This is a genomic window from Pseudomonas sp. KBN12P06040 (genome assembly GCF_037574965.1).
GTDB lineage: Bacteria > Pseudomonadota > Gammaproteobacteria > Pseudomonadales > Pseudomonadaceae > Pseudomonas > Pseudomonas aeruginosa.
Genome location: NZ_JBBELS010000002.1, coordinates 413,255 through 425,718, shown reverse-complemented (window position 1 = coordinate 425,718; position 12,464 = coordinate 413,255). Strand labels below are relative to the sequence as shown.

The 12,464-nt window shown below is 58.4% G+C and carries 10 protein-coding genes; 4 read left to right on the top strand and 6 right to left on the bottom strand.

Annotated features, from left to right (window positions below):
* Nucleotides 1–97 precede the first annotated feature (97 nt).
* The 5 genes from sul1 to aac(6')-Ib form a co-directional block, all read right to left on the bottom strand.
* Nucleotides 98–937: a sulfonamide-resistant dihydropteroate synthase Sul1 gene (gene sul1, locus VQ067_RS32945; protein ID WP_000259031.1), complete on the bottom strand. Its 840-nt coding sequence runs from the start codon at nucleotides 935–937 to the stop codon at nucleotides 98–100.
* A complete protein-coding gene (locus tag VQ067_RS32940; RefSeq protein WP_000679427.1) occupies nucleotides 931–1,278 on the bottom strand; it encodes a quaternary ammonium compound efflux SMR transporter QacE delta 1 in 348 nt (115 codons plus the stop codon). Before VQ067_RS32940 ends, sul1 begins: the two co-directional genes overlap by 7 nt.
* 174 nt (nucleotides 1,279–1,452) lie before the next feature.
* Nucleotides 1,453–2,085, bottom strand: coding sequence for a type B-3 chloramphenicol O-acetyltransferase CatB6 (locus VQ067_RS32935; RefSeq protein ID WP_063843229.1), 633 nt, complete (start codon nucleotides 2,083–2,085; stop codon nucleotides 1,453–1,455).
* 40 nt (nucleotides 2,086–2,125) lie between these two features.
* Entirely contained in the window at nucleotides 2,126–2,971 is an 846-nt protein-coding gene (locus tag VQ067_RS32930) for an AadA family aminoglycoside 3''-O-nucleotidyltransferase (protein ID WP_088177134.1), read from the bottom strand.
* Nucleotides 2,972–3,040: 69 nt separating this feature from the next.
* A complete protein-coding gene (aac(6')-Ib, locus tag VQ067_RS32925) occupies nucleotides 3,041–3,595 on the bottom strand; it encodes an AAC(6')-Ib family aminoglycoside 6'-N-acetyltransferase (protein ID WP_063840280.1) in 555 nt (184 codons plus the stop codon).
* A gap of 167 nt (nucleotides 3,596–3,762) precedes the next feature.
* On the opposite strand from aac(6')-Ib, the gene intI1 reads away from it, so the two are divergent.
* The 4 genes from intI1 (at nucleotide 3,763) to VQ067_RS32905 (ending at nucleotide 11,975) form a co-directional block, all read left to right on the top strand.
* Nucleotides 3,763–4,776, top strand: coding sequence for a class 1 integron integrase IntI1 (intI1, locus tag VQ067_RS32920; RefSeq protein WP_000845054.1), 1,014 nt, complete (start codon nucleotides 3,763–3,765; stop codon nucleotides 4,774–4,776).
* A gap of 374 nt (nucleotides 4,777–5,150) precedes the next feature.
* Nucleotides 5,151–5,711 (top strand): recombinase family protein, encoded by a 561-nt coding sequence (locus tag VQ067_RS32915; RefSeq protein ID WP_003090771.1) that lies wholly within the window; start codon nucleotides 5,151–5,153, stop codon nucleotides 5,709–5,711.
* Nucleotides 5,712–5,714: 3 nt separating this feature from the next.
* Nucleotides 5,715–8,681, top strand: coding sequence for a Tn3 family transposase (locus VQ067_RS32910; protein WP_003090772.1), 2,967 nt, complete (start codon nucleotides 5,715–5,717; stop codon nucleotides 8,679–8,681).
* A gap of 357 nt (nucleotides 8,682–9,038) precedes the next feature.
* On the top strand, nucleotides 9,039–11,975 hold the full coding sequence (locus VQ067_RS32905; RefSeq protein ID WP_058199456.1) for a hypothetical protein: 2,937 nt from the start codon (nucleotides 9,039–9,041) through the stop codon (nucleotides 11,973–11,975).
* A 24-nt stretch (nucleotides 11,976–11,999) separates the two neighbouring features.
* Here the strand turns inward: VQ067_RS32905 and VQ067_RS32900 are convergent, their stop codons facing one another.
* Nucleotides 12,000–12,401, bottom strand: coding sequence for a hypothetical protein (locus tag VQ067_RS32900; RefSeq protein WP_170831721.1), 402 nt, complete (start codon nucleotides 12,399–12,401; stop codon nucleotides 12,000–12,002).
* Between the last annotated feature and the right edge of the window lie 63 nt (nucleotides 12,402–12,464).

Sequence of the window (12,464 nt, the reverse complement as noted above, 5' to 3'; positions counted from 1 at the left end):
CTCATAGTGCAGTTTGATCCTGACGAGCCCAGCATGTCTGCGCCCACCTTCGCGGAACCTGACCAGGGTCCGCTAGCGGGCGGCCGGAAGGTGAATGCTAGGCATGATCTAACCCTCGGTCTCTGGCGTCGCGACTGCGAAATTTCGCGAGGGTTTCCGAGAAGGTGATTGCGCTTCGCAGATCTCCAGGCGCGTGGGTGCGGACGTAGTCAGCGCCATTGCCGATCGCGTGAAGTTCCGCCGCAAGGCTCGCTGGACCCAGATCCTTTACAGGAAGGCCAACGGTGGCGCCCAAGAAGGATTTCCGCGACACCGAGACCAATAGCGGAAGCCCCAACGCCGACTTCAGCTTTTGAAGGTTCGACAGCACGTGCAGCGATGTTTCCGGTGCGGGGCTCAAGAAAAATCCCATCCCCGGATCGAGGATGAGCCGGTCGGCAGCGACCCCGCTCCGTCGCAAGGCGGAAACCCGCGCCTCGAAGAACCGCACAATCTCGTCGAGCGCGTCTTCGGGTCGAAGGTGACCGGTGCGGGTGGCGATGCCATCCCGCTGCGCTGAGTGCATAACCACCAGCCTGCAGTCCGCCTCAGCAATATCGGGATAGAGCGCAGGGTCAGGAAATCCTTGGATATCGTTCAGGTAGCCCACGCCGCGCTTGAGCGCATAGCGCTGGGTTTCCGGTTGGAAGCTGTCGATTGAAACACGGTGCATCTGATCGGACAGGGCGTCTAAGAGCGGCGCAATACGTCTGATCTCATCGGCCGGCGATACAGGCCTCGCGTCCGGATGGCTGGCGGCCGGTCCGACATCCACGACGTCTGATCCGACTCGCAGCATTTCGATCGCCGCGGTGACAGCGCCGGCGGGGTCTAGCCGCCGGCTCTCATCGAAGAAGGAGTCCTCGGTGAGATTCAGAATGCCGAACACCGTCACCATGGCGTCGGCCTCCGCAGCGACTTCCACGATGGGGATCGGGCGAGCAAAAAGGCAGCAATTATGAGCCCCATACCTACAAAGCCCCACGCATCAAGCTTTTGCCCATGAAGCAACCAGGCAATGGCTGTAATTATGACGACGCCGAGTCCCGACCAGACTGCATAAGCAACACCGACAGGGATGGATTTCAGAACCAGAGAAAGAAAATAAAATGCGATGCCATAACCGATTATGACAACGGCGGAAGGGGCAAGCTTAGTAAAGCCCTCGCTAGATTTTAATGCGGATGTTGCGATTACTTCGCCAACTATTGCGATAACAAGAAAAAGCCAGCCTTTCATGATATATCTCCCAATTTGTGTAGGGCTTATTATGCACGCTTAAAAATAATAAAAGCAGACTTGACCTGATAGTTTGGCTGTGAGCAATTATGTGCTTAGTGCATCTAACGCCCGCCACACGGGCGAGCAACTTGTTGCGAGTCCAGCGCCGCAGGCGCGATGTGCTGGCGCTTGTTAGACGGCAATCCCACGCCAATGCCTGTGCAGACCAAAAATGTCTGAAGAGCAGAGAAGGGGCATAGCTGTTTTGATTTTATCTAACGGCCAGTTCCACCACTCCATTTCCATGAGTAATGAAATCTCCTCGTCAGAGAATCGCTTTTTAATTTGCTTTGCAGGGTTTCCGCCAATGATGGTATAGGGTTCTACATCTCTCGTCACCAACGATCGGCTGCCTATTACCGCGCCATCTCCAATCTTGATGCCGGGCATAATCATTGCCTCTGATCCTATCCAGACATCATTGCCGACGATGGTGTCACCGGCCTTTTGAAAGGCGTCCGTTGAACTTGAAAAAGCTGGCTCTTCTTGCATGTAGAAGAAAGGGAAAGATGTTACCCAGTCATGCCGGTGACCCTGATTGCCCGCCATGATGAAAGAAGCCCCGCTTCCGATGGAGCAAAAGCTGCCGATGATTAGTTTGTCAACGTCATCACGGTCTGGGAGCAAGTATCGTGCGCAGTCATCAAATGAATGCCCGTGATAGTAACCAGAGTAGTAGCTGTACCGACCAACTTTGATGTTGCGGTTAGTCACTTGCTCTGAAAGTAGTTTCCCTTTGAAGGGACTGTCAAAGTAATTTTCCATAAGAGATCGCAAAAATTTATTCTGCCGTCTAACGCCTGAATTAAGCCGCGCCGCGAAGCGGCGTCGGCTTGAATGAATTGTTAGACATCATTGGCGTGGCACCAAGCAGTTTAGTGGCTTCATGCTTCACGAAGTGAACAAACGCCTCTAACTGATCCGTGAGCGAAGCCAAGCAATCTTCTCCTTGTCCAAGATAAGCCTGCCGGGCTTCAAGCAGCACGGGCTGATGTTGAACTGGCAAACGCTCCATTACCCAGTTGGCGGCAACATCCTTCGGCGCGATCTTGCCGGTTGCTGCGCTGTACCAAATACGAGACAAAGTAAGCACTACATTCCGCTCATCACCTATCCAATCCGGCTGTGAGTTCCATAGTTTCAGGGTGTCGGCCAGTGCCTTGAACAGATCGCTTTCCGGGACTGGGTTGAAGAAATCTTCCGCAGCCGAACCGGCCAAGGCAAGGCTATGTTGCCTTGCTTTTGTTAGCAGAATGGCTAGATCAACATCGGTTGTCGCAGGCTCGAAGATGCCCGCAAGAATGTCTTTGCGCTGCCACTCCCCGAATTGCAGTTCCCGTCTGGCCGGATAGCGCCAAGGAACGATGTCACTGTGCACGACAATGGTAACTTCCAAGGCGCGGAGAACTCTGCTTTGACCAGGGAAAACGGAAACCCCCAAGAGATCGACGAACAGAGCTTGCCGCACACTCTCATCGAGCCGTGCGGTCACAGTAACCAGCAAATCAATGTCACTGTATGGCTTCAGGCCACCGTCGAGTGCAGAGCCATACAAATGCATGGCCAGCAACGTCGATCCCAGATGATGCTCGATGACGTTGAGTGCCTGTGATAACTGTACCGAAATCTCGGCGGGCACTGTGTTTCTCATGATGTCTAACGTTTGACATGAGGGGCGGCCAAGGGCGCCAGCCCTTGGACGTCCCCCTCGATGGAAGGGTTAGGCAACACTGCGTGTTCGCTCGAATGCCTGGCGTGTTTGAACCATGTACACGGCTGGACCATCTGGGGTGGTTACGGTACCTTGCCTCTCAAACCCCGCTTTCTCGTAGCATCGGATCGCTCGCAAGTTGCTCGGCGACGGGTCCGTTTGGATCTTGGTGACCTCGGGATCATTGAACAGCAACTCAACCAGAGCTCGAACCAGCTTGGTTCCCAAGCCTTTGCCCAGTTGTGATGCATTCGCCAGTAACTGGTCTATTCCGCGTACTCCTGGATCGGTTTCTTCTTCCCACCATCCGTCCCCGCTTCCAAGAGCAACGTACGACTGGGCATACCCAATCGGCTCTCCATTCAGCATTGCAATGTATGGAGTGACGGACTCTTGCGCTAAAACGCTTGGCAAGTACTGTTCCTGTACGTCAGCAAGTGTCGGGCGTGCTTCTTCTCCGCCCCACCACTCGACGATATGAGATCGATTTAGCCACTCATAGAGCATCGCAAGGTCATGCTCAGTCATGAGGCGCAGTGTGACGGAATCGTTGCTGTTGGTCACGATGCTGTACTTTGTGATGCCTAACTTTGTTTTAGGGCGACTGCCCTGCTGCGTAACATGTAACATCGTTGCTGCTCCATAACATCAAACATCGACCCACGGCGTAACGCGCTTGCTGCTTGGATGCCCGAGGCATAGACTGTACAAAAAAACAGTCATAACAAGCCATGAAAACCGCCACTGCGCCGTTACCACCGCTGCGTTCGGTCAAGGTTCTGGACCAGTTGCGTGAGCGCATACGCTACTTGCATTACAGTTTACGAACCGAACAGGCTTATGTCAACTGGGTTCGTGCCTTCATCCGTTTCCACGGTGTGCGTCACCCGGCAACCTTGGGCAGCAGCGAAGTCGAGGCATTTCTGTCCTGGCTGGCGAACGAGCGCAAGGTTTCGGTCTCCACGCATCGTCAGGCATTGGCGGCCTTGCTGTTCTTCTACGGCAAGGTGCTGTGCACGGATCTGCCCTGGCTTCAGGAGATCGGAAGACCTCGGCCGTCGCGGCGCTTGCCGGTGGTGCTGACCCCGGATGAAGTGGTTCGCATCCTCGGTTTTCTGGAAGGCGAGCATCGTTTGTTCGCCCAGCTTCTGTATGGAACGGGCATGCGGATCAGTGAGGGTTTGCAACTGCGGGTCAAGGATCTGGATTTCGATCACGGCACGATCATCGTGCGGGAGGGCAAGGGCTCCAAGGATCGGGCCTTGATGTTACCCGAGAGCTTGGCACCCAGCCTGCGCGAGCAGCTGTCGCGTGCACGGGCATGGTGGCTGAAGGACCAGGCCGAGGGCCGCAGCGGCGTTGCGCTTCCCGACGCCCTTGAGCGGAAGTATCCGCGCGCCGGGCATTCCTGGCCGTGGTTCTGGGTTTTTGCGCAGCACACGCATTCGACCGATCCACGGAGCGGTGTCGTGCGTCGCCATCACATGTATGACCAGACCTTTCAGCGCGCCTTCAAACGTGCCGTAGAACAAGCAGGCATCACGAAGCCCGCCACACCGCACACCCTCCGCCACTCGTTCGCGACGGCCTTGCTCCGCAGCGGTTACGACATTCGAACCGTGCAGGATCTGCTCGGCCATTCCGACGTCTCTACGACGATGATTTACACGCATGTGCTGAAAGTTGGCGGTGCCGGAGTGCGCTCACCGCTTGATGCGCTGCCGCCCCTCACTAGTGAGAGGTAGGGCAGCGCAAGTCAATCCTGGCGGATTCACTACCCCTGCGCGAAGGCCATCGGTGCCGCATCGAACGGCCGGTTGCGGAAAGTCCTCCCTGCGTCCGCTGATGGCCGGCAGCAGCCCGTCGTTGCCTGATGGATCCAACCCCTCCGCTGCTATAGTGCAGTCGGCTTCTGACGTTCAGTGCAGCCGTCTTCTGAAAACGACAAACTGGATGTCAGGCAAGGCGCATCACGCCGTCAGAATAGAGTCCGCTTTCACATTCTTTGACACATGCTTGCCAAGGTCATAGATTTCAGCCTGACAAATTCAAGGCTTCGGGCGCAATGGAACCAAAAACCAACGCAAGCCCTGCCGCCCATCCAGCCCATGGAGGCATCTTGCAGGGACAACGCATCGGTTACGTCCGGGTCAGCAGCTTCGACCAGAACCCGGAACGCCAACTTGAACAGGTCGAGGTCGGCAAGCTGTTCACCGACAAAGCCTCGGGCAAGGACACCCAGCGTCCCCAGCTGGAGGCCATGCTCGGTTTCGTTCGCGAAGGCGACACCGTGGTGGTGCACAGCATGGATCGCCTGGCACGAAACCTCGATGATTTGCGCCGCCTGGTGCAGAAGCTGACCCAGCGCGGTGTGCGCATCGAGTTCTTGAAGGAAGGCCTGGTGTTCACCGGCGAGGACTCGCCGATGGCCAACCTGATGCTGTCGGTCATGGGGGCCTTTGCCGAGTTTGAGCGCGCCCTGATTCGCGAGCGGCAGCGCGAGGGCATCGCCCTGGCCAAGCAGCGCGGTGCCTACCGGGGCCGCAAGAAAGCCCTCTCCGACGAGCAAGCCATCACGCTGCGGCAGCGGGCCGCTGCGGGCGAGCCGAAGGCGCAGCTCGCCCGCGAGTTCGGCATCAGCCGAGAAACCCTCTATCAGTACCTTCGCAAGGACGACTGAACCATGCCGCGTCGCTCGATTCTCTCGGCTACGGAGCGCGACACCTTGCTTGCGTTGCCGGAAAGCCAGGATGACCTGATCCGCTACTACACCTTCAACGACTCCGACCTGTCGCTGATCCGCCAGCGGCGCGGCGACGCCAACCGCCTGGGCTTCGCGGTGCAGCTCAGCCTGCTGCGCTACCCCGGCTATGCGTTGGGCACCGACAGCGAGCCGCCCGAGCCGGTCATCCAGTGGGTGGCCAAGCAAGTTCAGGCCGACCCGGCGAGTTGGTTGAAGTACGGCGAACGCGACGTGACTCGCCGCGAGCACGCCCAGGAACTGCGCACCTACCTACAACTGGCCCCGTTCGGCCTGTCCGACTTCCGCGCCCTGGTGCGCGAGCTGACCGAGTTGGCCCAGCAGACCGACAAGGGCTTACTGCTGGCCGGTCAGGCCCTGGAGAGCCTGCGACAGAAGCGGCGCATTCTGCCGGCGTTGAGCGTAATTGATCGAGCTTGTTCGGAGGCCATTGCGCGGGCCAATCGCCGAGTCTACCGCGCCCTGGTCGAACCACTCACGGACTCGCATCGGGCCAAGCTGGACGAGCTGTTGAAGCTCAAGGCCGGCAGCAGCATCACCTGGTTGACCTGGCTGCGACAGGCACCGCTGAAACCGAACTCCCGCCACATGCTCGAACACATCGAGCGGCTGAAGACATTTCAGCTGGTGGACTTGCCCGAAGGCCTGGGCCGACACATCCACCAGAACCGCCTGCTCAAGCTGGCCCGCGAGGGTGGGCAGATGACGCCCAAAGACCTCGGCAAGTTCGAGCCGCAGCGACGCTACGCGACCCTGGCCGCCGTGGTGCTGGAGAGCACCGCGACGGTGATTGATGAGTTGGTCGATCTGCACGACCGTATCCTGGTCAAGCTGTTCAGCAGCGCGAAGCACAAGCATCAGCAGCAGTTCCAGAAGCAGGGCAAGGCGATCAACGACAAGGTGCGCCTGTACTCGAAGATCGGCCAGGCTCTGCTGGAAGCCAAGGAAAGCGGTAGCGATCCCTATGCCGCCATTGAGGCGGTGATTCCCTGGGACGAGTTCACCGAGAGCGTCAGCGAGGCCGAGCTGCTGGCCCGGCCGGAAGGCTTCGACCATCTGCACCTGGTCGGCGAGAACTTCGCCACTCTGCGCCGTTACACGCCGGCCTTGCTGGAGGTGCTGGAACTGCGCGCTGCCCCGGCTGCGCAAGGCGTGCTGGCAGCCGTGCAGACCCTGAGCGAGATGAACGCCTACAACCTGCGCAAGGTGCCGGCCGATGCGCCCACCGCCTTCATCAAGCCGCGCTGGAAGCCGCTAGTGATAACCCCGGAAGGCCTCGACCGGCGCTTCTACGAAATCTGCGCCCTGTCCGAGCTGAAGAACGCGCTGCGCTCCGGTGACATCTGGGTCAAGGGCTCGCGGCAGTTCCGCGACTTCGACGACTACCTGCTGCCGGCAGAGAGGTTCGCCGCGCTCAAGCATGCGCAGGCTCTGCCCCTGGCGATCAACCCGAACAGCAACCAGTACCTGGAAGAGCGCTTGCAGCTGCTGGACGAGCAGCTGGCCACCGTCACCCGCCTGGCCAAGGACAACGAGCTGCCCGATGCCATCCTCACCGAGTCCGGGCTGAAGATCACCCCGCTGGATTCCGCGGTGCCCAATACCGCGCAGGCGCTGATCGACCAGACCAGCCATTTGCTGCCGCGCATCAAGATCACCGAACTGCTGATGGACGTGGACGACTGGACGGGCTTCAGCCGCCACTTCACACACCTGAAGGACGGTGCCGAGGCCAAAGACCGGACATTGCTGCTGTCAGCGATCCTGGGCGATGCAATCAACCTCGGGCTGACCAAGATGGCCGAGTCGAGCCCCGGCCTGACCTACGCCAAGCTGTCCTGGCTGCAAGCCTGGCACATCCGAGACGAAACCTACTCGGCGGCCCTGGCCGAGCTGGTCAACCACCAGTACCGTCATACCTTCGCCGCTCACTGGGGCGACGGCACGACCTCTTCTTCCGATGGCCAGCGCTTCCGGGCGGGTGGTCGAGGCGAAAGCACCGGCCACGTCAACCCGAAGTACGGCAGCGAGCCGGGGCGGCTGTTCTACACCCACATCTCCGACCAGTACGCACCGTTCAGCACCCGCGTGGTGAATGTCGGCGTGCGCGACTCTACCTATGTGCTCGACGGTCTGCTGTACCACGAGTCCGACTTGCGGATCGAGGAGCACTACACTGACACGGCTGGCTTCACCGATCATGTCTTCGCCCTGATGCACCTGCTGGGCTTCCGCTTCGCACCGCGCATCCGCGACCTCGGAGAAACCAAGCTGTATGTTCCGAATAGCGTCCAGGACTACCCGACATTGCGCCCAATGGTTGGCGGCACCCTGAACATCAAGCACGTCCGCGCCCATTGGGACGACATCCTGCGCCTGGCCAGCTCGATCAAGCAGGGCACGGTCACCGCCTCGCTGATGCTGCGCAAGCTCGGCAGCTATCCGCGCCAGAACGGCCTGGCCGTGGCCCTGCGCGAGCTGGGCCGGATCGAGCGCACGCTTTTCATCCTCGATTGGTTGCAAAGCGTCGAGCTGCGCCGGCGCGTGCATGCTGGACTGAACAAGGGCGAAGCCCGCAACTCCCTGGCCAGGGCGGTGTTCTTCAACCGCCTCGGCGAGATCAGGGATCGGAGCTTCGAGCAGCAGCGCTACCGGGCCAGTGGCCTCAACCTGGTGACGGCCGCCATCGTGTTGTGGAACACGGTGTACTTGGAGCGCGCCACCCAGGCGATGGGCGATGCGGGGAAGTCGGTGGATGGTGAGCTGCTGCAATACCTGTCGCCGCTGGGGTGGGAGCACATCAATCTGACCGGCGATTATGTCTGGCGGCAGAGCCGCAGGCTGGAGGACGGGAAGTTTCGGCCGCTAAGGCTGCCCGGAAAACCTTAGCGTACGATTTTTTCCGTTTTCTCTATTCGCCCCTATCAAAGAACCCGGCATTAAAAGACAGATTTTTGGCGGAAAATTGGCGCCCGATATTTGGATGTGAAGCTTTTCACAGATGGCATGGCCTAGTAATATCACTGCCCGATGTCTCATAGCAGACACATAAAGCTCCGCGCGTATGCGATTACGCAACCGTGGGGTCCGTTGAAATGAGGGGGGAGCAGTGCTCTCTACTAAAGCCGGTACCAGCCTGTGGCTCGGTTCCTTCGCCTCCATTCGCCGAGAGCGAAGGGACGGTTTCTGCTTTAGTAGAGCGCACCTTTTTGGGTGTTCCCCCCTGATCCATTGGAGGGGGGTACCATGCTGTCGAGTGCGACGATTTCTGTCGATGATCTTCAGGCCAGGGCGTTGGCCGCGGATGAGGCTGCAAAGCAGGAGTTTCGAAATAAGGTTCTCTCTTATGCGAACGACTACAGGTTCGCACTGAAAGAGGCCAGCCGCCTGTTAGGGGTTAGTGCCGGGTTCCTACGAAATTATGCCGCCCGGAACAACATCGAGTTCTCAGATCCTGATCTCCGGACCAAAGAGGAGAGCAAGTCGATCTTCAGGCAGTACGAGGAGATCCGCTTGTCCAGGGAACCCAAGCGCGTTGAGCCGCGTAAGCCGTTGCTCAAGCCCGACGAACTCCAGTTACCGCCGCAACTCGACCTGCTTTCCAAGAAAGCGCACTGGGAACGCCAAAACAAGTTTTTGGAGCGAGTCCAGGAGCTGGCCAAGACCATGACCATGAAAGAGGTCAGCAAACTGGTTGGTGTCAGCCTTCGTTTCCTCAAGAACTTCTCCTACGAACACGACATTGAGTTCGTGGGTTCCAAAGCCCGGCCGGTTAATGAGGCGCTGTCCCCTGTCTTCATCGCTGAAGAGCCGCCTTGCCCCAAACTGATCCAGTTCCTGTCCCGCCCCATGCCTCGGGCAACCGACATCTACGAGGACGAGATCACCGAGAGCGAAGAAGTCCCGTACACCGAGCTGGTCGACAGCCTCGCGATTGTAGAGGCCGTCACCGCCCCCGAATCGAGCGAGTGCACAACAGCCACTGAAGCTCAGGTGGAGGTCGTTCAGGACCAGAGTGTGGGTGGGAATTCAGAGTTCGATCGTTATAGTCCGAAAGCTCCTGCACTCCGGAGTGATACCGACTTGAACATCCTTACCCTCCCCCACAATCGGGCTGATGAGACAATATCGACATCAGCTTCCGTTGACCAACTAACCGCCGCCGGAGCCTCTCCAGGCATCAACGGTGAGCGTTTACTGGGCAACCTTCCACTGCCAGCGACATTTGTGAATCAGAGGAGCCAGGGCGCAGCCTGGACGGCCTGGTATGGTTCAGCAAAAGCGGTGGCCAGCGTATTTGAACAGATATGCAAAGCGAAGATCTCCGCCCTCGGCGATACGCGGATGCTGATGCGTGTACCGCCCCACGCCGCGCTGACCTCGTTGTTCATTTCTCCGCAGTGCTTCACCGCGATCGTGGACGCATTTCCGGCCGATGAAGCAGCCAATCTTTTCCCCGCTAGCCGCTTGGAGGCCAACCTCAAGCATTTGCTCGGTGCTGAAGTGGGAGAGATACGATCACTCAGTAATGAAGGTAGCGCAGCGGAGGTTGCCCGGGCCGTAGAGTCGGTCTGGCCTTGGACATCGCGTCTCCATGACCATGGCGGCTTTTCTCGGCACAACTGCGTAACCCTGCTAACGATTGGTGCTCTGCTGAAGGCATTCCACCGGCCCAATCTCGCGTCGACGGATGGGTTCCGCATCGACATGGCCATCACGACACTTCTGTCGCTGCTTCCTGACCCGCTGGATCGTCTGATCGCCACGTCGTCGACACGGGTTCGGCAGATTGGATATGCGGGCCTAGCGGGAGTCGAGGTGGCTGATGAAGCTGGTGCTGGAGAGTTTTGGCAGGCGGTAGGGACTGAAACCTTTATTGCCTGTGTCAATGAGGTCAAACGGCGGGCTCCCAAAATTGAGTCGGGCCTCACTCGCGTTTCGTCTTCAGAGCTGAAGGTTTTCGAACTGGAACGAACGCTTTTGGCGGCGCGCCCCGACTCCCAGGTGCTACACGAAATCTACTCCGACTTTGTCAGTAATACCGGCTCGCCCAACTGGAACAGCTTGCTTGACTCTCTGGAGTCCTACTCGGCCACGACCGAGATTCCGTTGGACGCCAAAGTCTTCACCCGTGATCTGTTCAACAAGCCTATTCAGAAACTGCCGACTCCAACCCTGGAGGCAGTACAAATCTTGCGAAAAGCCATCTGTACCAGTCTTCTGCAGGAGGAGCCTCTGGCGTTCCAACAGCGTGCAGAGAGGCAGATGGACGCAGTCCAGAAGGTTCAGTCGCAAATCAAGGATCTGGGTGACAACCTGACCGCGGCGAACATGCTCAAGCTGGCTGATCTTGCAGAGCAAGGCCGGACTCAAATACTGGCGAGTCGTGAGTGGTTCGAATCGGAAATAAAGACCTACGCGGCCGAGGTTCAGCACTGGCGAGAGTTCTTCGCAGATTGGCAACGCCTGGCGGCTCCTGCGGAGCAACTCAAGGAGAAGGCCAAGTCTAAAGACAAAGAGCAGCCCGTTCAGGTAGTGGAGCCTGTTCCCGAATCTGACGTGGTGAAGGAGTTGCGAAGTGAGCTCGCTGATGCAGAGGACCGTAACCAGCATCTCGAGCAGGAGCTGAAGGTAGCGAAGAGTGAGGCTCATCGCCTTCGCCAGGCTGTGGATGCCCGGCCACTTCCCACTCAACAGTTCGCGCCTGAAGTCGAGCCATCTCTACTGCGCCGTATTGCAACTCGCAAGGGCATCACTCCGGTCGACGTCCTTGCGTACCTGCAGGTGACTTCCGGTGATCGCGTTGAGATTCTGGAGTCAGCGTGGAAGTCGGCGAAGGCGTCGGAGAAGTTTGCCTACTCCGAGCGCATGCTGGATCTGCTGGACACGCTGGTGAACCCCTACTTCGACTCCCTGGCTGCGGGCAACCCGGACTCTGTGTCACGCGAACTCCTTGGCGGCGCCTATGTCGCCAAGGAGTCGGATGCGACCAGCAATTGCGGCAAGATGCGCGCTCAGCGTGAGTTCAGCTACCAAGGCCAGCGGATGTACTTCGAGCGTCATCTGCGGGTTGGATCTGGCATTGGCAACCAGGTGTGCATGCGCATTTACTTTCAGATCATCGATTCGAAGATCGTCATTGCGTACGCCGGAGAGCACCTGGAGATTGCCAGCACGAATTGAGCGGTGACGTCGCCCGGCGGGCCATCAATCGATGGCCGGCCGGAGCGAGAGTTTTTTCGGCGTTGGTACCCCCGCCTTCCCCCCCTGACTACCCCGGGCCTTGAGTTTCTTCAGCGCCTGGTTTTGCCGTTTCCGTTGCAGGAAGGTTCCCATTCCGCGATATTCCAGGAACAGCTCAAGTTCTTCATCCTTGTTGGGCCGTATCAATGCGATGTAACCCTTGGAAATGTAGCGAGCAGGCTTGTCCTCCCGCTTTCCTCCAAGCAGAAGGCCCTTGCGATCATGATCAAGCACAAAGCCGATGAAGTGGGTTCCTGAAATCAGAATGATGGAAATCTCTACCTTGTGCTTCAGGCAGTAATCGAGGTAGCGATTTTGCTCGACTTGGGAGCGATCAATCATTGGCGTTGGTGTCTGTTGGGGCATACACATCCTTGTGCCCTCACTGTTGGTTTTCATCAGGCAGCATAGAGCCGCGCCACATTACCG

Bases quoted from the DNA above. Each gene is read 5' to 3' on its own strand.
- sul1 (WP_000259031.1), bottom strand. From the start codon at position 937: ATGGTGACGGTGTTCGGCATTCTGAATCTCACCGAGGACTCCTTCTTC.
- VQ067_RS32940 (WP_000679427.1), bottom strand. From the start codon at position 1,278: ATGAAAGGCTGGCTTTTTCTTGTTATCGCAATAGTTGGCGAAGTAATC.
- VQ067_RS32935 (WP_063843229.1), bottom strand. From the start codon at position 2,085: ATGGAAAATTACTTTGACAGTCCCTTCAAAGGGAAACTACTTTCAGAG.
- VQ067_RS32930 (WP_088177134.1), bottom strand. From the start codon at position 2,971: ATGAGAAACACAGTGCCCGCCGAGATTTCGGTACAGTTATCACAGGCA.
- intI1 (WP_000845054.1), top strand. From the start codon at position 3,763: ATGAAAACCGCCACTGCGCCGTTACCACCGCTGCGTTCGGTCAAGGTT.
- VQ067_RS32910 (WP_003090772.1), top strand. From the start codon at position 5,715: ATGCCGCGTCGCTCGATTCTCTCGGCTACGGAGCGCGACACCTTGCTT.
- VQ067_RS32905 (WP_058199456.1), top strand. From the start codon at position 9,039: ATGCTGTCGAGTGCGACGATTTCTGTCGATGATCTTCAGGCCAGGGCG.
- VQ067_RS32900 (WP_170831721.1), bottom strand. From the start codon at position 12,401: ATGCCCCAACAGACACCAACGCCAATGATTGATCGCTCCCAAGTCGAG.